Raw genomic sequence first — 19696 nt, forward strand, 5'->3', positions numbered from 1 at the left:
TAAACGAACGGCGATCGAGAACTTCCAGAAAATTTTGAAATTTATTGTTTTGCCGGCACTTGCGGCTCTTTGCGGATCAGCGTGAGGTAGGGGCCCCATTGCCGCAGATGCCCGCCCAACGGAGCGATCGCCAGTTGCAGCGCGCTGACTGGCGAGCGCAGGTTCAGCGAAGCGGTGATGCGCCGCTCGCCCAGAGCAGGGTCCGTCAATAGCAGTACACCGGGGTAATAGTCCTGCAGCGCTTCAACCACTTCGGAGAGTGGCCGGTCATTGACCAGCAATTGCCACTGGCGCCAGGGGGCAACCTGGCCAGGCAATAGCCGACCGCGCTGCGGCGGGCCCTGGTCCAGGCCAAGGCGAAGGCTATCGCCCGGGCCCAGGGCCGGCACCGCGAGTTCGCCGCGCCCATCGCGAACCTGGACAGCGCCGCTCTGTACGGCTACCACCACGGCGGTGCGGCTGAGGTCCACGTCGAACGCGGTCCCTATGACCCTGACCTTGACGTCCGCAGCTTGCACCGTGAACGGGCGCGAGGCATCGTGGCTGACCTCGAAGAACGCCTGCCCCCTGAGCAGGGTGACCGCCCGCGTACTAGGTTCGAAGTCCACTCGGATAGCGCTGTCGCTGCCCAGTTCAATACGGCTGCCGTCACTCAAGAGCACTTGTCGGTGCTCGCCGGCTGGGCTGGTATGGGCGGTCGGTGGTGTCGGCCCGGCCAGCAACAGCAGGCAGGCCGCCAGTGCAAGCGCCTTCAGTGCCCGCCGCGGCCTGTTGCGCCGAGCCCGGAGCGGGGTGGGCAAAGGCTGGGGCACGGGTGGTTCCAGCGGCGCCAGGCCGCCACTGAGCAACCAGACTTTCTCGGCCTTGCGCCAGGCGACAGCATGGCGCTCATCAGCGGCCAGCCAGCGCGCATGGGCCTGTTGCAGCAAGGCGTCATCCGGCGCCGCGTGGCATTGCAGCAGCCAATCCATCGCCGCCTGCCACACGGGGTCGTCCTTCAGTGAACCGGATACAGGTTGAGGCAAGGGGGTATCAGTCATCGGCCAGGTGCTCCGCACAGTGGGTCAGTGCGTCACGCACCAGCTGGTGCGCCAAGCTGGAGGAGATCTTCAGCTCAGCGGCAATTTCCTGGAAGGTCAGGTGTTGCAGGCGGTGCATGTGGAAGGCCCGGCGCGTGCGCTCCGGCAGCAGTGCCAGCGCATCTTGCAGCAGGCGCAACTGGTCGCTGTGCAGCACCTGATGCTCCGGTGATGGCGTACTCGAGGGCAGCTCGTTCAGCAGATCGGCGCCATCGGGATGACGATTTTCCAGGGTCGAGCGCCGTAGCAGGTCAAAGGACAGGTTGCGCACGATGCGGTACAGGTAGCCCACCGGGTTGCTCGGCTGGGCGGCGCTATCGGCCTGGCCGCAGAAGCGCAGCCAGGCCTCCTGGACCACTTCTTCGGCTTGAGCCCGACAACCGACAATGGGCGCCGAATAGTCGACCAGCGCGGTACGGTGGGAAAGGTAGAGCTCGAGTTTATCGCTGAGATAAGACACGGCGGCGATCATTCAAGGCGGGATCAGACGAGGGGGCGGGATTCTATCCTTGATTGCAAATGATTATCAAATGCATTTTGTGAGCCTCAATCAGCAGCGCCTGGGTAAGCCTCGCGCTGGGATGGCCAGGCTTCAAGGGCCTAAGGCATTCGAAAAAAACGTACTACAAGGGCTTTCTCATTGGGCACAAACCCAATAGTGATTATTCATGTCCTGGCGTGGGTGACGGATCGACTTCAGAGGAGGAGGAGGAGGAGGAGGAGGAGGAGGAGGAGGAGGAGGAGGAGGAGGAGGAGGGAAACTACAAACAGCTGTCGCGGGCGCTTGGCCGGTCGGGCTGGTTGTTCGCTGGGGCGCTGCGAGCGAGCCACTGAGGTCGAGCTGCTACCACATCCAGGGGCACCTGGATCAGTGACCCTTCCCGGCAAAAGATCACATGAGCCGGGCTATTCGTGCTTGAGGACGCTTTCTGCTCTATTGCTCCCTAGACCCCGGTACTGGCCTGCATGGAAGACCAGCGGTTCTGCGCCGCTGTAGCGGTATTGTTCGATCTCGCCAATGAAGATCAGGTGGTCACCGCCCTCGTACTGGGTGACGTTGCGGCACACCAGCACTGCCACCACATCGTCCAGCACCGGGGCTCCCGCCTTGCCATAGGAATGAGCTACACCGGCGAACTTGTCGGCTGCTGCCCGTGCGAACTGCTCCGACAGGTGGTGCTGGTGCGCGCCCAGTACGTTGATGGCGAAGTGGCTCGCCGAGCAAAAGGCCTTCAGGCTCGGTGCCGTGCGTGCCAGGCTCCAGAGCACCAGCGCCGGTGACAGCGACAGTGAGGAGAACGAGTTGGCCGTCACGCCGACGTTGCGGCCGTCAGCGGTGCGGGTGGTGATCACGGTCACACCGGTAGCAAACTGCCCCAGCACGTTGCGCAGTTCACGGGCATCGCGGACATCGCGGCCCTCGGCATCGAGCAAATCGTGAACTTTGGTTTCGGTGGCAGCATTCATGGTGAGCTCTCCCCTCAAGCTGGCTCAGGCGGCCTGTTGGCTCATTGCGCGGGTTTGCATGCGCAGCGTGAATCGAACCAGCGGTGCGGTCAGCGCCGTCGTCACCAGTGCGAACACAACGAGGATCGTGTAGACCTTTGGCGGAAGAATCTGCATTTGCAGGCCGATTGACAGGACGATCAGCTCCATCAACCCGCGCGTATTCATCAACGAGCTCACCAGCATCGCATCGTGCGGCGCCAGCCCTGTGCCACGCGCGCCCAGATAGCTGCCGCCGAACTTGCCGATGAATCCGCCCACGAGGAATACCCCGCACCACATCCAGGATGCCGCGTCGTCGATCGTGCCGACCGACGCATGCAGCCCCGCACACGCGAAGAACACCGGCATCAGTACAAGCTTGACGAAACCTTCGACGTTATCGCGCCACTCCTTCGCGACGCCGGGCACGCGCCGCACGAACAGCGCCGCCGCAAGTGCGCCAAATGCACTATGGAATCCGATCAGCGACGTCGCGAGTGCCGAGGCTATTACAAAGCAGAGCAACACGGCCAAGCGGTCGCGCGTCGCATGCGCAGTCGAGGCGAGCCGCGCAAGCACCGGTCGCACCACGAAGCGCACCAGGAGCGCGCATAGCACCAGGTACACGAGCAGGCTGACGAGCATGTGCGCAAATGCCCAGCCAGGCCCGCTCGATAGCGAGGCAATCGTTGCCAGCAGCATCCAGCCGAGCGCATCCGTCAGCATCGCGGCAGACATTGCGTGCCGTGCGCCGACCATGGCGCCGAGCGCCAGGTCGTCGATGATGCGCGCCATCACCGGCACCGCTGATACCGCAAGCGCGACACCGCAAAAGAGTATGTAGGGCAGCGCCGGCACGTCGCTGGCGAGCGTATCTTTCGAGACGATGGCGACGATCATGCCGATCGCGGCCGGCGCGATGAGCCCGCCCGCCGCGATCGCGACAGGTATGCGCCAGCGCTTGCCGCGCAGCGTCTCGCTCAACTCCATATGCAGACCGATCTGAAACATCAGCAGTATCAGGCCGACTTCGCCGACTTGCGCCATGGCTGACAGCGTACGTGGGCCGAACAACAGGTCGTAGAAACTCGGTGCGATCACGCCGAACAGCGAAGGCCCCAACAGCAGGCCGGCCGCGATCTCGCCGACCACCGCGCACTGGCCGAGCCGTTCGGCAAGGCGGCCGCAGAGGTTGCAGAGCGCGATCACCAGCACGAGTTGCAACAGCCAGATGGTCATGGATACCTCGCAAAGAGCGACACCGACACCAAGCGGGTGGCCGCGAGCCCAAGCGGGCCCGCCGCGCCGTACGCCGTGATCTCCGTGACGCAGCTCGAAAGGTTCGCAAGCGCCGGGCAGCGCGACGCGGCCGCTACCGGCTCGGCCTCACGCATTACTGCTCACTCGCGACACGGTCGACCCAGCCGCGGTAGAACGCACGGTACTTGAGCACGAGCTTGTCGTACTTGCTGTACGCGCCGCCGCCGTCGGGCTTCATCCCGTTCCAGATTTTGACGTCGTACCCCGCTGCCTGTCTGGTCTGCAGCCCGAACAGCACGAAGTCGGTCGCACGGCGCAGGACGCCGCCCACCTTCTTGATCGAGATGAGCATGTGCATGATGTTCTTGCCGTCGCTCACCGGTGTCACACACTGGAGCAGTTTGTATTTGACGTCTGCGTCCAGGGCAACGGTCATGACGCACCCGCCGGGGTAGCCATCGAAGTGCAGGTTCATCTGCGACATGTTCAGGCCGAGCGCGCGCGACAGCATGCCGAGGGGGCCGAAATAGCGGTTCACGTGGAAGTCGATCCCGGCACCGAACCAGGCGCCCGCCCGGGCCAGCGACTCAACCTCCGGCCACCGGCTCCAGTCGTCGAAGAGCTTGAGCTCGAAGGCCGAGATCGGAAGCGCGTGCACGGGGGTCGCGTGCTGTGCGTCGTAGAAGTTCTCGACGATCCGCAAGACCGCCGTCGTCGTCTCGAACGCGAAGTGCAGGTGCATGAAGTCGCCGTTGTCGACGTCGGCTGCGGTGATTTCGGGCAGCGGGTGCAGCGGCTGCGGGGAGCCGTACCAGACCCACACGTAGCCGTATCGCTCGGTGGTGACCAACGTCGGCTGGCGCGCCGCGCGTGGCACCGGCTCGAGCTGGCGCACCACCTCGCTGTGTCCGGGGATGTGAACGCACTTGCCTTGCTCGTCGTAGCGCCAGTGGTGAAACGGGCACTGGATGCACCCGTCCTTGATCCGCCCGTCAGCCAGGTTCGCGCCCAGGTGCGAGCAGTGGCGGTCCATCACCACGGCCTGCCCCGTCGCTGCGCGCCACGCCACGTACGGACGGCCAAAGAGCGTCAACTCCTTCGGCTTGTCCCTGAGGTCGTTCGAGCGCATCGCGACGTACCAGCTCGCGGCCACGCGTGTGGTCGCGTCGTACGCCCCCGGGGGATGCTTCTTGACGCTCGCTTGATCCAATTGAATGTTGTTCATCGCGTGTGTGCCGTCCTTGGCCGACTACTTCTTCAGAGCCAAGCCGATGCGGGTGGTGATGTACGCCTTGAGCAGCGCGAACATCGGGTTGTAGTCGAAGTACTTCTTCACCTCTGCCGGCGCGCGGGTTTGCGTCCAGTACATCAGCTTCATCGCCGGTATCAGGCTGTACTTCGAGTTGTTGAGCTGCGGCTTGTCCCCGGTGATGCAGTACCCGAAGCCGAACATCGGCTTGGCGAAGTCTCGTTCGTCGATGAGGGCGTGAATCCGCAACGCGGCCTCCTCGGCCGACTTGTGCCCGGCGCTCACGGCCTCGACCTCGGCTTTGGCGTCGTTGAACAACTGGTAGTACTGCTCCATGTCCGCGCACAGGTACCCGAGGTACGGCGGGTCGTTGTCGAGGTGATCGAGGTCGCCCTCGTCGCGCGACGCGCGAAACCTCGCGTGGGCTTGCACCAGCCGGAACTGCCCGAGGATAGTGCCGACCGCCCACAGCCGGTGGAACGCGTCCCATAGGCGGAAGTCCGAGAACGCCGTGTAGCAGCAGCTGACGAAGTCGTCGTTGTGGTCCAAAAGCTTTTGCTGCAGGCGCTCGATGTACTCGAAGCGCTCGGGGGAGAAGTCGTCGTCGCGTAGCGCCTTGATGAGGCGCGCCGCGAGCGCGTGGATGGTCACCGCGGTGTTCTCGAGCCCCCGGGAGAAGAGCGGGTCGATGAACCCGTTCGCGTGCAGCATCAGGCAGTAGCGGTCGCCGACGCAGGCGTTCGACGAGAACTGCAGGCGGTCGGTCTTGACCCAGTCGCGCACCGGCACGGCGTCCCGGAACTGAGCGCCGATGCTCGGGAACCGCGCGAGGAACTCGTCGAATTCCTGCTGCGCGGGAATGTCGGTTTTCGGGTAGACACGCGGGTCGAGCTGCAGGCCGACGCTCACCAGGTTATTGGTCGAGCGCGGGTGGTTGTTGAACGGAATCACCCAGAGCCAGCCGCCGGTGAACATGTGGTGCAGGGTTCCTTCGTGCCAGCGCCAGCGCTGCCCCTTGACCTTGAAGATGTCGTCGAACGGCTTGACCCCGAGCATGTGCGTGTAGAGGCTGCGCGAGTGCGTCTTGAAGCGACACGGTTCTTCGCGGAGCCCGAACTTGGTCGCCAGCGGCGCGCCGGGGCCTCCGCAGTCGATCATGTACCGGCCGGTGAACCGCTCGCCCTCGGCGGTGGTCACCGCGACGCCGTCCTTGTCCGCGTGATATTCGGTCACGCTCGTCTTCTGGCGGACCGTGCAGCCATATTTGATGGCCGCTTGCAACAGATAGGCGTCGACGTCCTGCCGGTAATAATGGCTCTCCGGCCCCCACGGCAGCTCGGGAATGACGCACTGGGTGAACTCCTTCGGGTCGTGCTCCTGGCCAGGTTTGTGGAACACGAAGCCGAAGTTGCGCTTGATGCCCGTGCTCGACGAAACGTAACGCTGCGTCGAGTAGAACGAGGTGATGTGGCCGAGCTCCGGAATGTCGTAGCGATCAGCGATGATGCGGTTCATGAGAGACGTTTCGGGGATCGACGATTCGCCGATCGTGAACCGCGGGTGCGACGACTGCTCGATGATCAGCACGCGAAACTGTTGTTTGGCCAGGATGGCCCCCATCTGGGTACCGGACATGCCCGAACCGAGGATGATTACGTCGAAGTGGTTGCTATCGTGTCCGTTCGCGGGGCTCTTCTGAGTCATGGGGGCAAACTCTCCTTGTGAGATAACACTGGGTCGCGCGCATCAGGATTCATCGAGCGCGGCGCGGATGCGGGACCGCGCGGCACAGGTGAGCGTGAGTAGATCGCCGAGCATGCTGGGCGCGTAGCCCCCGCTGCCGGTTGTGGGGCCGCTGCGCCCGGCTTCGTATGCCCGCTCCGCCAATTTGAGGTGAGGCGCCCGGAAGCGCAGCAGGACCTTGAAGACCCGCTCGAGGGCCGTCAGCCCAGCCCGGACGTGCTCGCCCTGCGTACCCGCCGCTCGCGCCTCGTCGAGCGCGCGGTCGATGAGCGCCGGCTTTGTGGAGAACCGAGCGTAGACCGCCCTGTACGCGGGAAGCACGTAGGGCAGGTACGTCTCTTTGAATTCTCGATAAGCTGGGTCGTCCGATTGCGAGCCCCACAGGACGTGCTCCAGCACGAAGAGGGGCATTTCTACGGCACCGGGGCCGAGGTAGCTCTGGCCCCCGACTCGAATCGGTTCGTAGAAGGGGCGCAGCTCATCGTAGAAGACCTGGGGCGAGATGAAGCGATACGCGTAGACGATCGATTCGACCATTTTCTGCAGGTAGGCTTCCAGCTCATCGCACCCTTGCGCGAACGCGGGCGAGCGCAGGGATACATCGGACAGCTCGACGGTCAACGCGATGGCCGCCTCGAGGGCCGCCATCGAAATGCGCACGCTCTCGAGCAGGTGCGCTTCGTCGGGCAGCCCGGTGTAGCTCCGCTGCGCATCGGCCGCCGCCGGGTTCCAGACCGTCACATGCAGGAGTGTCTCGCGCGGCGGCAAGTCGGTCACCCGTGCCAGGTCGAGCAGCACCCGTTCAAGCCCAGGCACCAGGTCCACGGGCTCATGTCCGTGCCGCTTGAGCGACCCCAGGAAGAAACCGATGTCCCGCATCGCGGCGGCGGCTTCGACGAAGCCCCAGCTGGAGGGCACGCCGCGCACCGGGAGGAACTCGCGCAGCAGGCCGACGATGCCGGGCACGTCCTTGTCACGGTTCAGGGCCGGCAGCTGCAGAACCAGCGCGCGCGCCTGTAGCGGATCGCAGGCCGCCACGGCAGCGTGCGTGGCCGCGAATGCGGATACCCGGTTCAAGGTGCGTTCCACTACTGGCGTTCCTGAGCCGCGAGCGTCGGCCCGTGCTGGTTGCGCGACAGCTGCGCGCCGTCACGCAGTGACCGCAGGTAGTCGTAGTTCGTCGGCAGGCTCGTGCGCAGGCGCTCGGCTTCGCGCCGGATGCTGGCGAACATCGCCTCGGCCTTCTGGATCGACTCCGGTCGGTGCTGCAGGAGCGGCAGCGACCGGTCGGGCAGCATGCCCAGGCCGGCAAAGATGCAGTAGTAGTTGCCGTTCAACCAGAAGTTCTTGAATTCGTAGTCGAAGGTCTCGTAGTACGTGGAATCGTCGAACGAGGTGGTGGTCAGTGGCAGCCCGGCCTTGTAGCGCTCAACCTTCTCCTGGATGGCGTCCGAGAGCCGCAGTTCGTGCCGGTTCGCTAGCCAGAACGGCGTGTCTTCGCGCGACGTAGTGAAATAGTGCGCCTGGACGAAGTCCCGGCAGTCGTCGAACATGTAGACGATCTCGGCGTTGAATGCGTCGCGCAACCGCGGGTCGAACGAGGTGTCTGGGAAGTGCTTCACGAGTTGGTAAAGCGCCGCGTAGATGAAGTAGATTCCCGTCGATTCCAGGGGCTCCAGAAAGCACGACGACAGCCCGATCGAGACGCAGTTGTTGACCCACGCCCGCTTGTTGCGCCCGACCCGGAACTTGATCTGGTTGAGCGGCTGATTGTCCGAGAGGCCCCAGAGTTGGAGGAAGTCGGCGGTGGCCTGGTCGCGCGAGGTGAACTTGCTCGAGAAGACGTAGCCGCTGCCGAACCGGCCCAGCATCGGAATCTTCCAGGTCCATCCCGAGTTCATGGCAATCGCGGAGGTGTAAGGCTCGACCCCCTCGCGCGCGTCGTCGTTGGGCACGGCGCTGGCGACCGCGCTGTCGCACAGCAGGTAGTCGGACATGTCGATGAAGGGTTCCTTCAGGGCCTGATTGATCAGGAGCCCCCGCATGCCGGAGCAATCGATGAACAGGTCCGCCTCCAGCGTCCGCCCTTCCTTGGTTAACAGGGTGGAGATGTAGCCGCGGTCGTTCAGTTGAACCTCCACGACCTCGTCGACCACGCGATTCACCCCGCGCTCGACGGCCCAGCGCTTCAAGAAGTCGGCCACCAGGTGCGCGTCGAAGTGCCACGCGTGGGACATCTGGCGGGTGCCGTCGGCCAGGCAGGGTGCCAGCTTGCCGTCGAGGGCCCCGGGCTGCGGATAGCACGCGTACGCCATCGGCTGCTGGAAGCCCTGTTCGCGCTTGCGCAGCCAGTAGTGGGTAAGCGGCACGCCGTCGCAGTTCGGCACGCTGCCGAACAAATGGTAGAAGTAATCTTCGCGCGATGGGTCGGGAGATTTTCTCCAGTTCACGAACTTGATCGCGGCCTTGAAGGCGCCGTTCACTTGGGGCATCCACTCCCGCTCCGGTATCCCGAGGAAGTCGAAGAACACCTTCTGCAAACTCGGGATGGTCGCCTCGCCCACGCCGATCCGGGGGATCGCCGCAGACTCGATGAGCGTGATGTTTACCTGCTGTTGGAGCGCCCGGACGAGGTACGAAGCGGCCATCCAGCCCGCGGTGCCGCCGCCCACGATGACGATATTCTTGATTGGCTTGTTCATAACACTCCCTGTTTCGAGGCGGGCTGTCTGTGAGGAGGGGAAGGCCGCCAGTCTCTGTGCATCCGTGCAAGAGGCACATCAATGTGCTTGTCGGTTTTAGACTCTAGCCTGCCGGAAAAGCGATGCACCTTCCGTTTCCGAATTAGCATTCAAAAAAGCAAAGGCATTTGGTCTAAAGGAAAATATTGCGTAGGTTTTTTGCGCCTGATCAGTCGGCCGCTGAGGGAGGGGCTGAAGTTTGGGCATGCCTTCATCCGCCACCGATCTTGAGAGAGGCGAGCCGCTCAAAAATGATCGGATCACTGAAGGAACGCGACGGTTTTCTTGTCCCGCTTGTGCTTACGGCCAATCCGTTGGCGTGCAGTCGAAACGTCTTGATGGATGAGAAGCGAGGCGGGGAGGTGGTTTTCCCAACGCCACCCTCGATGGATGCTACTGCCACCCTTTTCATGGACACAGGCCTCTAATGTGGGTGCATTAGAGGCTGCGATGGCATGCCCGGGGGTAGAGCCTTTCTAGGTGATCTTGAACCAACTGTCCTTGAGCCAATTGGTCCTGGCCAGTTCGATCACCTCGTCGCCACGCCCGCTCATCACCGCCTTGAGCATGTACAGGCTGAAGCCCTTGGCCTGTTCCAGCTTGATGGCCGGCGGCATGGCCAGTTCCTGGGTGGCGGTGACCACGTCCACCAGCACCGGGCCGTCATGGGCCAGGGCGGTGCGCAGGGCGCCTTCCAGTTCTTCGGAGTTTTCCACCCGCAGGCCGAGAATGCCCATGGCGTTGGCCATGGCGGCAAAGTCCGGGTTGTGCAGGTCGGTGCCGGTGTCCAGGTAGCCGGCGGATTTCATTTCCATGGCGACAAAACCCAGGGAGGCGTTGTCGTAGACCACGATCTTCACCGGCAGCTTGAGCTGGGCCAGGGAGATGAAGTCGCCCATCAGCATGCTGAAGCCGCCATCGCCGGACAGCGAGATCACCTGGCGCTGGGGGAAGGCGGCCTGGGCGCCCATGGCCTGGGGCATGGCGTTGGCCATGGAGCCGTGGTTGAAAGAGCCCAGCAGGCGCCGCTGGCCGTTCATTTTCAGGTAGCGCGCGGCCCACACCGTGGGGGTGCCGACGTCGGCAGTGAAGATGGCGTCTTGGTCTGCCAGTTCGCTGAGCAGCCGGGTCAGGTACTGCGGGTGGATCGGCCGGCCAGCGGGCGAGGGCTGGGCCAGGTCGTCCAGGCCCTGGCGCGCCTTGGCGTAGTGCTTGAGGGATTCTTCGAGAAAGCGGCGGTCGCCCTTATAGGGCAGGCGCGGCAGCAGTGCGGCGAGGGTTTCGCCGACGTCGGCGGCGATCCCCAGGTCCAGTGGCACTCGCCGGCCCAGGGCCTGGGGGTTGCGGTCGATCTGTATGACGCAGGCGTCGCTGGGGTAGAACTGGCGATAGGGAAAGTCGGTGCCGAGCATCACCAGGGTGTCGCAGTTGAGCATGGCGTGGTAGCCGGAGCTGAAGCCGATCAGGCCGGTCATGCCGACGTCGAAGGGGTTGTCCCACTCCACGTGCTCCTTGCCGCGCAGCGCGTGCACCACCGGTGCACCGAGGGCATCGGCCAGGGCCACCACCTGATCGTGGGCACCGGCGCAGCCGCTGCCGCAGAGCAGGGTCACGGCCTTGCTCTGGCTCAGCAGTTCCACCAGCTTGTCCAGGTCGTGCGGGGCGGGCAGGGTGCGCGGTGCGTGCAGGGCCGGCCATGGCTTGCTGGCGGCGGGCACCTGTTGCAGGGCCACGTCGCCGGGGATCACCACCACTGCCACGCCGCGGTTGAGGATCGCGCTGCGCATGGCCCGGTGGAGCACCTCGGGCATCTGCGCCGGGTTGCTCACCAGTTCGACGAAGTGGCTGCACTCCTTGAACAGCTCCTGAGGGTGGGTTTCCTGAAAATAGTCGAGGCCGATCTCCGAGGAGGGGATCTGTGCGGCGATGGCCAGTACCGGCACATGGTTGCGGTGACAGTCGAACAGGCCATTGATCAGGTGCAGGTTGCCCGGCCCGCAGCTGCCGGCGCACACCGCCAGTTGCCCGGTGGTGGCGGCTTCGGCGCCGGCGGCAAAGGCGGCCACCTCTTCGTGGCGCACATGCATCCACTCGATGGTCTGCATGCTGTGCAGAGCGTCGGTGAGGCCGTTGAGGCTGTCGCCGGTCAGCCCCCAGATACGCTTGACCCCGGCCTGTTCAAGGGTGGTTGCCAGTTGCTGGGCGATGGTGATGTTCGCCATGAAGAGCTCCTGCGGTCCGCTTAAGAAGTCGTGCAATCAAAAGAGGACAACAGGCGAGGGCGGATGATTCCGTGAAATCTTGCAGGCCCTGCCGTGGTGTGGCGACAGGGGCTGGTGTTCAGGCGAAGCGTGCCGGTCGGCAGGCGGCCAGTTCGGCGCAGGTTTGCCCGTGCAGCAGTTCCTGGCAGATCAGGCGTGCCACCGTGGGGGCCAGGGTCACGCCGGCGTGCATCACCGCCAGGTACAGGCCCTGGTAGCGGGTGCTGGGGCCGATGATCGGCAGTTGGTCCCCGGGCATCGGCCGCTGGCCGACTTCCACGCTGCGCAAGGTGATGGCCTGGGCGCCACGGAACAGCTGGCGGATGCTGGCCAGGGCCTGTTGCGCGATGGCCTCGGGCCCCTGTGGACCCTGGGCATCGATATAGTCCTCGGCCAGCAGCAGGCTGCCGTCCGCCGCTTCGCGGATTTCCAATTGGCTGTTGGAGACTAGGGTCTTGACCAGGCCCGGTGGCGCATTGATGCGGATCAGGATCGACGGCGAGGCCTGCACCGGCAACTGAATACCCAGGGGCGCGAGCAGGGCCGGGGTGGCGCAGCCGCTGGCGAGCAGCACCTGGTCGGCACGGTGGAGCCCGGCGGCGGTGTTTACTCCGAGTACCCGCTGGCCTTCGACCCGCAAGCCAAGTACCCGGGTCTGGTCGAACATCCGGGCGCCGTGGGTGCAGGCCGCATCGAGCAGGGTGCGGGTGGCGGCCACCGGGTCCAGGCTGCCTTCGCCGGGTGCATAGCGGGCACGCTCCGGCAGCACTTGCAGGTGGGGTTCCAGTTGGCCAACCCCGGCCCGGTCCAGCCACTGGGTCGAGGTCTCGGCGGTTGGCTCGTCGGTATCTGGCGCTTGCTGGTCGGCCGCGCCGTAGGTCAGCGCGCCGGACCAGCGGATCTGCAAGGCCGGCAGTTCGTGCTGCAGGCGGCGGTAGTCTGCCAGCGCCTGGGCCCGCAGGGCGCGGGCGGCTGCCGGGAACTCGCCGTGGGGGTTGATCCAGGCAAAGGAATGGCGGGTGACGCCCGAGCCCGGGCTGTCCTGTTCCAGCACGGTCACCTGCGCGCCCTGGCGGGCCAGGTGGTAGGCAATGGCGGCGCCGACAATCCCGGCGCCCACCACGATCACGCTTGAAGGCCTCACGCTCACCTCGTTATCCATTTAATGGCGCGTTGCGAAGGGCGCACCTTAACCGTGGCGGATTGCCCCAGCAATTGAACGAGTGTTGTGAAATTGCAAGCGGGCGGGCCAGGACCGCTGCCGCAGGCGCGGCAGCGGTTTGTGCAGTGCCTGGGCTATTGCAGCTTCAGCGTCAGCCCCGACGCCTGGGGCAGCGGGTTGCGCATCAGCCGGCCCACCACCAGGGCGCCGAGCAGGGCGAGCATCCCGGCCACCGTCAGCACCAGGCCGAAACCACCGACAAAGGCCTGCCGGGCCAGGGGCTCGACCAAGGCCCGTGCATCGGGCGGCAAGCCGGCCATCGCGCCCTGCATGTCCCCGGCCACCACCCGTGAGGCAATCTCCGGTGCCTGCTCCAGCCAGTGCCCGGGCACGGCGTGCAGGCTGCCCTGCAAGAGCTGCTGGGTATGGCTGGCCAGCAGCGCACCGAACACCCCGATGGCCAGCATGATGGCGCTGAAGCGCATGGTGGTGCTCATGCCCGAGGCCATGCCGGTGCGCTCCCGGGGCACGCAGGCCATGATGTTTTTCTGCGTGTCGCCATTGAGCAAGCCGGCCCCGGCGCCGGTCACGGCGATTGCCAGGGCGAAGTTCAGGTAGCCCCCGGCGTGTACCGCCCAGGCGCTGAGCAGGTTGCCGCAGCCCACCAGGGTCAGCCCTGCGGCCATCAGCGTGGCCGGCGCATAGCGCCCGGCCAGGCGTGCGCCGATCCGCGGGCAGATGAGCATGGTCAGGGCGAAGGGCAGCATGCCCAGGCCCGAGGCGATGGCCGAGAAGCCCAGGCCGTTCTGCAGGTAGAAGGGCAGCAGCGTCATCATCACCTGGGCACAGCCGGCGTAGGCGAACATGCCCAGCAGGGCGCCGATGAAGCGCGGGTGGCGGAACAGTTGCAGGTCCACCATGGGCCGGCTTTGCAGCCGCTCGATCAGCACGAACAGCCCCAGCAGCGCCACGCCTGCCAGCAGGCGGGTGGTGGTGGCCGGATGGCTCCAGCCGATGCGGTTGGCCTCGATCAGGCCCCAGATCAGGCACAGCAGGCTGGCGCTGAAGGCCAGGCTGCCCCAGGGGTCGAGGCGCGCCGCCTGGGTATCGCGGGATTCCGGCACGTTGCGCAGCACACTCCACAGCAGCAGCGCACCCACCGGCAGGTTGAAGTAGAAGATCCAGCGCCAGCCGAAGTACTCGGTGATCAGCCCGCCGACCGTGGGCGCGGCAGTCATGGCCATGCCCATGCAGGCGCCCCAGAAGGCCCAGGCCTTGGCCCGCTCCACTTCGTCGTGGAAGGTATGGCCGATGGAGGCCAGGGCCGAGGTCAGCAGCAGCGCCGCGCCCACCCCCTTGAGCGCCCGGGCGATGTCCAGCAGCAGGGCGTTGGGCGCCGCGCCGCAGCCCAGGGAGGCGAGGATGAACAGGCCCAGGCCGCAGAGCAGGGTGCGCTTGCGGCCGAAGCGGTCGGCCAGGCTGCCGGCGGGCAGCAGCAGGGCGGCGAAGGCCAGCATGTAGGCGCTGACCACCCACTCGATATCGGCGAAGTTGGCCCCCAGGTCACGGGCGATGCTCGGCAGCGCCACGGCGACGATGTTGGTGTCCAGAACGATCAGCGAACAGACCCCGGAGGCGGTGAGCAGGGTCAGGCGCGGGTTGACGGAGCGGTTCATTGCGTGGCCTGCCGACTGAGGGTGGCGAGGGCGGCCAGGGCGATTTCATCGTCGTGGGCCGGGGTGTCGGCACTGACCCCGATGGCGCCGACCACCTGGCCGTCGACGATGATCGGCTGGGCGCCTTTCATCATCACCAGGCCGGCGCTGAGGGCCGCGGGGCGGCCGCCATTGACGGCGTTTTCCAGATCCCCGGAAGGCCGCTTGAACAGCGCCGAGGTGCGTGCCTTGCCCTGGGCCAGCTCGACTCCGGCCACCACCGGGGCGCCGTCCATGCGCGCGCCCAGTATCGGCCAGCCGCCGTCGTCGACGATTGCCACGGCGCAGGGCCAGCCCTTGGCCTGGGCGGTTTGCTGGGCGGCCCTGAGCAGGCGCTGGGCGTTGTCCAGGGTAAGGATTGCCTTGTGGGCAACGACGGGGCGGCTGTCCTCGGCTGCCGCAGTCTGCAGCACGCAGCAGGTGATCATTGCCAGAAACAGGGGTTTGACGCGCATGGCAGAGGCTCTCTACTGTGAAGGTTCGCTCAGCTTATCCCGGCCTTTCGTGGTCTTCGTTAGCTGCTGGCGACCAGTTCATTACCTTTGAGCTAATGCCCATCATGGAAATTCGTCACTTTCGCTACTTCCTGGCGGTGGCCCGGCAGCGCAATTTCACCCGCGCCGCCGAGCAATTGGGGATTGCCCCGCCCACCCTGAGCCGGCAGATCCAGGACATGGAGAACACCCTTGGCACCCGGCTGTTCCTGCGCCAGCAACGCGAGGTCAGCCTGACCGAGGCCGGCGCCACCCTGCTGCTGGAAGCCGAGGCCACGGTGCGCCAGTTCGAGTTTGCCCAGCGCAATGCCCAGCGTGCCGGGCGCGGCGAGATCGGCCATATCGAACTGGGCTATGTGGCCTCGGCGGTGTATTGCGGGCTGTTGCAGAAACAGGTGCAGGGCTTTGGCCGCGACTGCCCGGACGTCAGCCTCAACGTGCGGGAGTGCCCGATGGCGACGCTGCCGGCGCGGATTGCCGATGGTCGCCTGGACGTGGGCTACATTCGCTCGCCCATGACATTGCCGGAAGGGGTCGAGGCCATTCGCCTGGACGCCGAGGGCTTTGTCCTGGCGCTGTCCGATGAATCCTGGCTGTGCCGCCTGCCGCAGATCGCCTCCGAACACCTGCTCAATGAAACCTTCATTCTTCCGGAGCAGATCAGCGGCACCTTGCAGGTGGCGGCCCAGGGTGCCTACGCCCCCAAGCTGGGCCCCCAGCCCGGCGGCCTGGTGGCGGTACTGGCCCTGGTGTCCCTGGGGCAGGGCGTGGCAGTGGTGCCGGAGTCGGTGGTGGGCCACATCAGCCTGCCCCATGTGCTGTACCGGCCGATTGGCGGCAGCTCGGCGACGTCCTGGCTGTCGCTGATCCACCGGCGTTTCGAGCAGGCACCGGCGGTGGTGCGCTACATCGAGCAGGTACGGCGCGAGTACCGCGGCAAAGCCTGATGGGGCATGTTCAAGCGATGGCCCGGGTCGCATAATCCCCGGGCCATTCCTTTCGCTTCAGGAGCTGCGTCTTCGATGATCGACCACCTTGACCACCTGGTACTGACCACCATCGACCCGATTGCCGCCGAGGATTTCTACGTCCGCGTGCTGGGCATGCAACTGGAAACCTTTGCCGGCGGGCGCAAGGCCTTCAAGTACGGCAACCAGAAGATCAACCTGCATGTGCGCGGCCAGGAGTTCGAGCCCAAGGCCCACCTGCCGGTGCCGGGGGCGCTGGATTTGTGCTTCATCGCCAGCGTGCCCCTGGAACAGGTGATTGCCCATCTGCAACGGGCCAACTGGCCGATCATCGAAGGGCCGGTGCCGCGCACCGGCGCCACCGGCCCGATCCGTTCGGTGTACCTGCGGGACCCGGACCTGAACCTGATCGAGATTTCCGAGCAGTTGTAGCGGTGCCGGCCTGCGTCAGAGACGCGGGCCGGATAAAATCTTGTAATGATTTCCCGCTGGGGAATCGCCTTGCCCTCCCTGTAATCTCCAAGTCCGTTTTTTCCTTCAGGACTTGCATGAACACGCTCTCGGAGCCCCCCAGTCGGCGCTCTTTCCTCGCTTTGCCCCATGACTTCTCGCGCCATCCGGCGGCCCTGAGCCCCAGACGCTCAGGCAGCCATTCTCCCGGTTGCACTTGCCTGGCACTTGCCACTTCCTGCCTTTATCCGCCCGTACCCGAGGTTTTGCAGCCCCTGCACCTTGGCGCTGCGTCGCGCCTGGCCGTTTGAATTTTCCGGAGCACTTGAGTCGTCGTTATGGAATGGATCGCAGACCCCACGGCCTGGCTTGGCCTTTTGACCCTGATCGTCCTGGAGCTGGTGCTGGGCATCGACAACCTGGTGTTTATCGCCATCCTCGCGGACAAGCTGCCGCCCGAGCAGCGCGACCGTGCACGGATCATCGGCCTGTCCCTGGCGTTGTTGATGCGCCTGGGCCTGCTGGCCAGCATCTCGTGGATGGTGACCCTGACCCAGCCGCTGTTCGAGGTCTTCGAGCACAGCTTCTCGGGGCGTGACCTGATCATGCTGTTCGGTGGTGTGTTCCTGCTGTTCAAGGCCACCATGGAGTTGCATGAGCGCCTGGAGGGCCATGTCAGCCAGCGCGCCGGCAGTACCACTTACGCCTTGTTCTGGCCGATCGTGGCGCAGATCGTGGTGCTCGATGCGGTGTTCTCCCTGGACGCGGTGATCACCGCGGTGGGCATGGTCGAGCACCTGTCGGTGATGATGATCGCGGTGGTGGTGTCCATCGGCGTGATGATCGTCGCCAGCAAGCCGCTGACCCGCTTTGTCAACGCGCACCCGACGGTGATCATGCTGTGCCTGGGCTTCTTGATGATGATCGGCTTCAGCCTGACCGCCGAAGGCTTGGGTTTCCATATTCCCAAGGGCTACCTGTATGCGGCCATCGGCTTCTCGATCCTGATCGAGGTGTTCAACCAGATCGCCCGGGCCCGGCGCAAGAAATCCATGCAGGGCCTGCGGCCGATGCGCGAGCGCACGGCCTATGCGGTGATGCGCCTGCTGGGTGGGCGCAGGCTGGCGGCGGAAGAAGTGGGCGAGGAAATTGCCGACTTGCTGGAAACTGATGAGGCCCCCAGCAGCGAGCTGTTCGACCGCCGTGAGCGGGTGATGATCAGTGGTGTGCTGCAACTGGCGGAGCGGCCGATCCGCAGCCTGATGACGGTGCGTGCCGAGGTCGACTGCATCGACCTTACGGACAGCCCGGAGAGTATTCGTACCAAGCTGATGCATTCTTCGTACTCGCGCCTGCCGCTGATTCGCGATGGCGCGGTGGATGAGCCTTTGGGCTTCGTGCACAAGAAGGAACTGCTCAAGGAGTACCTGGCGGGCAGCGAGCCGAACCTTGAGCATCTGGCGCGCAAGACCATCAACCTGCTGGACAGCTTTTCGATCCTCAACGCCCTGGAACAGATGCGCCAGGCGTCCACCCACATTGCCTTTGTGATCAACGAATTCGGTGACTTCATGGGCATCCTGACCATGACCGACATTCTCGAATCCATTGCCGGCGAGCTGCCGGATGCCAGCGAGATCGAAGGCCCGGATGTGATCGAAGAAGAGGGCGGGTTCCTGGTCAATGGTGCGCTGAACCTGCCTCAGGTACGCCAGCGGACCGGCTTCGGCGCAGAACCCACCGAGGACTACCAGACCCTGGCCGGTCTGGTGATGAGCCTGCTGGACCGCCTGCCGGTCAAGGGCGATCGGGTGGAGTGGGCGGGCTGGAGCCTGCAGGTCAGGGCAGTGGAGGAGCGCCGGGTAACCCAGGTGCTGCTGTCGCGCAGGAGCGTGGACTGACACTGGGGCCTCTTCGCTGGCAAGCCAGCTCCTACGTGGGTGGTGCGGGCCTGGCGGCTGGATGGAAGGTATAGCGATCCTTGCCGCCGTGCTTGGATTCGTACAGCGCCTGGTCGGCCTTGATCAGGGCCTGGTTCAGGGTTTCGCCAGGCTCGACCCGGGCCAGGCCCATGCTGATGGTCACCGGGTGCCGGGTCGGCTGGTCGCGCACCACCTGGCACAGTCGCGTGGCCAGCGCCTCCACATCCGCGCGGGGCACGTCGGCCAGGTAGATGGCGAACTCCTCGCCGCCCAGGCGGGCATAGTCGAAATCCCTCATCACTCCCTTGATATCGGCGGCGATGCGCTTGAGCACTTCGTCGCCGATGTCATGCCCGTACACATCGTTGACCTTCTTGAAGTTGTCGATGTCGACCATCGCCAGGTAATGGTCGTGCTCCCGGGGCAGAGCCTGCAGGCGCTGGCCGGCGCGGGCCATGAACGAGCGGCGGTTGGGGATCTCGGTGAGGGTGTCGAGGTAGGCCTGGTCCAGCAGCAACTTGGACATGATGTAGTTGTGCAGCCGGGCCCGGCGCAGGGTGATGAAGCTGTAGAGGGTCAATGCGCTGAGAAACAGCGCGTACACCAGCACCAGCAGCCCCTTGAGTTCCTGCAGGGTGGTGCTGGTGCGCCAGAACGGATTGAGCACCAGCCAAGTGATGAAGATCGCGCTGACGAACGACCAGCGTCGCAGAGGCATCACCGAGGCGCCGTAGAGCATGCTCGACGCGCCGAGAATCAGCCAGACCGGGCGCTGGTCGATGGGCAGCCCCTCGATCACCAGGCGTACGCCGATGGTGATGGTCAGCACGAACAGCAGGTTGACCCACTGGAAGTGCCGGCCCTGGCGGGTGAAGCCGAGGATGATGGTGGTGAAGGACAGAATGCTCAGAAAGACCATCGAATAGGCGGTGAAGCCCTGCTGCCCGGGAAAGCTGACGATCAGGTCGAAGATCAGCCAGATCAGGATGCTGGCGGTGTAGATCAGGACGCAGAAACTGCGCAGGCGTTCGAAATCATGTTGCGCGAATTCAAGCTTCAGGGCCGCCGGAGCGGCCTGTTTGAACACTTGTTCTTCAAGGGTTCTGAACATCGCGGGCCTTGGATGTGAGCTGATGATCCTGCAGCGGCTTGCCCCAGGGGCGA

General features: G+C 64.9%; 16 protein-coding genes. 3 read left to right on the plus strand and 13 right to left on the minus strand.

Annotated features, from left to right (window positions below):
- Positions 1–41: 41 nt before the first annotated feature.
- The 12 genes from AC1RL5_RS01180 to AC1RL5_RS01235 all read right to left on the minus strand — a co-directional run bounded on the left by AC1RL5_RS01180 (position 42) and on the right by AC1RL5_RS01235 (position 15153).
- A complete protein-coding gene (locus AC1RL5_RS01180) occupies positions 42–1040 on the minus strand; it encodes a FecR family protein (protein WP_219737435.1) in 999 nt (332 codons plus the stop codon).
- On the minus strand, positions 1033–1551 hold the full coding sequence (locus AC1RL5_RS01185; RefSeq protein WP_093403934.1) for a sigma-70 family RNA polymerase sigma factor: 519 nt from the start codon (positions 1549–1551) through the stop codon (positions 1033–1035). The genes AC1RL5_RS01180 and AC1RL5_RS01185 overlap by 8 nt, the downstream gene beginning before the upstream one ends.
- 434 nt (positions 1552–1985) lie before the next feature.
- Positions 1986–2546, minus strand: coding sequence for a flavin reductase family protein (locus AC1RL5_RS01190; RefSeq protein WP_053152433.1), 561 nt, complete (start codon positions 2544–2546; stop codon positions 1986–1988).
- A gap of 24 nt (positions 2547–2570) precedes the next feature.
- Positions 2571–3806: a cation:proton antiporter gene (locus AC1RL5_RS01195; RefSeq protein WP_019094363.1), complete on the minus strand. Its 1236-nt coding sequence runs from the start codon at positions 3804–3806 to the stop codon at positions 2571–2573.
- A gap of 154 nt (positions 3807–3960) precedes the next feature.
- The gene (gene prnD, locus AC1RL5_RS01200; protein WP_019094365.1) at positions 3961–5052 is read right to left on the minus strand and encodes an aminopyrrolnitrin oxygenase PrnD; all 1092 of its coding nucleotides are present in this window, start codon (positions 5050–5052) and stop codon (positions 3961–3963) included.
- A gap of 24 nt (positions 5053–5076) precedes the next feature.
- Positions 5077–6780 (minus strand): monodechloroaminopyrrolnitrin halogenase PrnC, encoded by a 1704-nt coding sequence (prnC, locus tag AC1RL5_RS01205; RefSeq protein WP_011061883.1) that lies wholly within the window; start codon positions 6778–6780, stop codon positions 5077–5079.
- Between the two features lie 42 nt (positions 6781–6822).
- Positions 6823–7908, minus strand: coding sequence for a monodechloroaminopyrrolnitrin synthase PrnB (gene prnB, locus AC1RL5_RS01210; protein ID WP_492589027.1), 1086 nt, complete (start codon positions 7906–7908; stop codon positions 6823–6825).
- Positions 7908–9521, minus strand: a complete 1614-nt coding sequence (prnA, locus tag AC1RL5_RS01215) for a tryptophan 7-halogenase PrnA (RefSeq protein ID WP_207239360.1) — start codon at positions 9519–9521, stop codon at positions 7908–7910. Before prnA ends, prnB begins: the two co-directional genes overlap by 1 nt.
- 515 nt (positions 9522–10036) lie before the next feature.
- The gene (gene poxB / locus AC1RL5_RS01220) at positions 10037–11782 is read right to left on the minus strand and encodes a ubiquinone-dependent pyruvate dehydrogenase (RefSeq protein ID WP_072450010.1); all 1746 of its coding nucleotides are present in this window, start codon (positions 11780–11782) and stop codon (positions 10037–10039) included.
- 118 nt (positions 11783–11900) lie between these two features.
- Positions 11901–12965 carry an NAD(P)/FAD-dependent oxidoreductase gene (locus AC1RL5_RS01225; protein WP_492589026.1) on the minus strand — a complete coding sequence of 355 codons (1065 nt, stop codon included), beginning with the start codon at positions 12963–12965 and terminating at the stop codon, positions 11901–11903.
- A gap of 152 nt (positions 12966–13117) precedes the next feature.
- On the minus strand, positions 13118–14659 hold the full coding sequence (locus tag AC1RL5_RS01230; protein WP_011061878.1) for an MFS transporter: 1542 nt from the start codon (positions 14657–14659) through the stop codon (positions 13118–13120).
- Positions 14656–15153 (minus strand): GlcG/HbpS family heme-binding protein, encoded by a 498-nt coding sequence (locus AC1RL5_RS01235; protein WP_207239358.1) that lies wholly within the window; start codon positions 15151–15153, stop codon positions 14656–14658. The genes AC1RL5_RS01230 and AC1RL5_RS01235 overlap by 4 nt, the downstream gene beginning before the upstream one ends.
- 104 nt (positions 15154–15257) lie before the next feature.
- Here AC1RL5_RS01235 and AC1RL5_RS01240 point away from each other — a divergent pair, with 104 nt between their 5' ends.
- The 3 genes from AC1RL5_RS01240 (at position 15258) to AC1RL5_RS01250 (ending at position 18511) form a co-directional block, all read left to right on the plus strand.
- On the plus strand, positions 15258–16139 hold the full coding sequence (locus AC1RL5_RS01240; protein WP_011061876.1) for a LysR family transcriptional regulator: 882 nt from the start codon (positions 15258–15260) through the stop codon (positions 16137–16139).
- Between the two features lie 75 nt (positions 16140–16214).
- Positions 16215–16592, plus strand: coding sequence for a VOC family protein (locus tag AC1RL5_RS01245; protein WP_072450013.1), 378 nt, complete (start codon positions 16215–16217; stop codon positions 16590–16592).
- Between the two features lie 356 nt (positions 16593–16948).
- The gene (locus tag AC1RL5_RS01250; RefSeq protein WP_011061874.1) at positions 16949–18511 is read left to right on the plus strand and encodes a TerC family protein; all 1563 of its coding nucleotides are present in this window, start codon (positions 16949–16951) and stop codon (positions 18509–18511) included.
- A 31-nt stretch (positions 18512–18542) separates the two neighbouring features.
- Here the strand turns inward: AC1RL5_RS01250 and AC1RL5_RS01255 are convergent, their stop codons facing one another.
- On the minus strand, positions 18543–19643 hold the full coding sequence (locus AC1RL5_RS01255; protein ID WP_011061873.1) for a GGDEF domain-containing protein: 1101 nt from the start codon (positions 19641–19643) through the stop codon (positions 18543–18545).
- Positions 19644–19696 lie beyond the last annotated feature (53 nt).

Source organism: Pseudomonas sp. GW822-FHT06D10, from assembly GCF_058799535.1.

Bases quoted from the DNA above. Each gene is read 5' to 3' on its own strand.
- AC1RL5_RS01180 (WP_219737435.1), bottom strand. From the start codon at position 1,040: ATGACTGATACCCCCTTGCCTCAACCTGTATCCGGTTCACTGAAGGAC.
- AC1RL5_RS01185 (WP_093403934.1), bottom strand. From the start codon at position 1,551: ATGATCGCCGCCGTGTCTTATCTCAGCGATAAACTCGAGCTCTACCTT.
- AC1RL5_RS01190 (WP_053152433.1), bottom strand. From the start codon at position 2,546: ATGAATGCTGCCACCGAAACCAAAGTTCACGATTTGCTCGATGCCGAG.
- AC1RL5_RS01195 (WP_019094363.1), bottom strand. From the start codon at position 3,806: ATGACCATCTGGCTGTTGCAACTCGTGCTGGTGATCGCGCTCTGCAAC.
- prnD (WP_019094365.1), bottom strand. From the start codon at position 5,052: ATGAACAACATTCAATTGGATCAAGCGAGCGTCAAGAAGCATCCCCCG.
- prnC (WP_011061883.1), bottom strand. From the start codon at position 6,780: ATGACTCAGAAGAGCCCCGCGAACGGACACGATAGCAACCACTTCGAC.
- prnA (WP_207239360.1), bottom strand. From the start codon at position 9,521: ATGAACAAGCCAATCAAGAATATCGTCATCGTGGGCGGCGGCACCGCG.
- poxB (WP_072450010.1), bottom strand. From the start codon at position 11,782: ATGGCGAACATCACCATCGCCCAGCAACTGGCAACCACCCTTGAACAG.
- AC1RL5_RS01230 (WP_011061878.1), bottom strand. From the start codon at position 14,659: ATGAACCGCTCCGTCAACCCGCGCCTGACCCTGCTCACCGCCTCCGGG.
- AC1RL5_RS01235 (WP_207239358.1), bottom strand. From the start codon at position 15,153: ATGCGCGTCAAACCCCTGTTTCTGGCAATGATCACCTGCTGCGTGCTG.
- AC1RL5_RS01240 (WP_011061876.1), top strand. From the start codon at position 15,258: ATGGAAATTCGTCACTTTCGCTACTTCCTGGCGGTGGCCCGGCAGCGC.
- AC1RL5_RS01245 (WP_072450013.1), top strand. From the start codon at position 16,215: ATGATCGACCACCTTGACCACCTGGTACTGACCACCATCGACCCGATT.
- AC1RL5_RS01250 (WP_011061874.1), top strand. From the start codon at position 16,949: ATGGAATGGATCGCAGACCCCACGGCCTGGCTTGGCCTTTTGACCCTG.
- AC1RL5_RS01255 (WP_011061873.1), bottom strand. From the start codon at position 19,643: ATGTTCAGAACCCTTGAAGAACAAGTGTTCAAACAGGCCGCTCCGGCG.